This window comes from Methylobacterium sp. WL103, assembly GCF_008039885.1.
GTDB classification, from domain to species: Bacteria; Pseudomonadota; Alphaproteobacteria; order Rhizobiales; family Beijerinckiaceae; genus Methylobacterium; species Methylobacterium cerastii.
Window position 1 is genome coordinate 1 of sequence record NZ_VRUX01001106.1, and the last position, 768, is coordinate 768.

Annotated in this window: 1 protein-coding gene and 1 pseudogene; both read left to right on the plus strand. The window is 68.9% G+C overall.

Annotated elements, in window-relative coordinates:
* The coding region (locus FV222_RS28070) for a helix-turn-helix domain-containing protein (protein WP_147816409.1) at positions 1-190 on the plus strand (190 nt) is incomplete at its 5' end.
* 376 nt (positions 191-566) lie between these two features.
* Positions 567-768: pseudogene (locus tag FV222_RS28075) on the plus strand (RNA polymerase sigma-54 factor); the annotation flags it as partial.

Below are 768 nucleotides of genomic sequence, written 5' to 3' on the forward strand. Positions count from 1 at the left end.
GCACCCGCTGGCGGCGATCGCCCACGCGCACGGCTTCTCCAGCGAGCAGCACCTCAACCGCGCCTTCCGCTCGACCTTCGGCCGCCCGCCGAGGCAGTTCCGGAGCATGATCGAGCAGCTGCGACGCGCGAAGGACCCGGGCGACGGCCGGACCCAGCCGCTCAACGACTGGCTGATCGAATTGTACTGACGCGGGGATGCGCCGATCCGGCCCGCCCGGACAGGCAAGGACCGCCCGGACAGGCAAGGACCGCCCGGACAGGCAAGGACCGCCCGGACAGGCAAGGACCGCCCGGACAGGCAAGGACCGCCCGGACAGGCAAGGACCGCCCGCGGCGAAGCCTGCGTATGGCAACCGTTCCTCAGCACATCCGTGCGAGCGTGCCGTGTGCCGGCTGTGGCGTTGGCGCCACCATCCACCGAACCAGCGCGCAGCACACCCAACACGCTTTGACGCGGGGGCGCGATGGGTTTAAAGGGCTTAACTGAAGTTAAAGCAAGAACCGTGCCTATTGCGTAGCAACGCGGGGCGCGGCCTGTTCACCGAAGAGGACCGAGGCGACGCGATGAGTTTGCTGCAACGGCTGGAAATGCGCCAGGGCCAGTCCCTGGTGATGACACCGCAGCTTCTGCAAGCGATCAAGCTCCTCCAACTCTCCCAGCTCGATCTTGCGGCCTACGTCGACGCCGAGCTGGAGCGCAACCCGCTCCTGGAGCGCGCCGAGGCCGAGCCGACCGACGGCCCGGGCGAGGCCGCGGGCGCGGAAC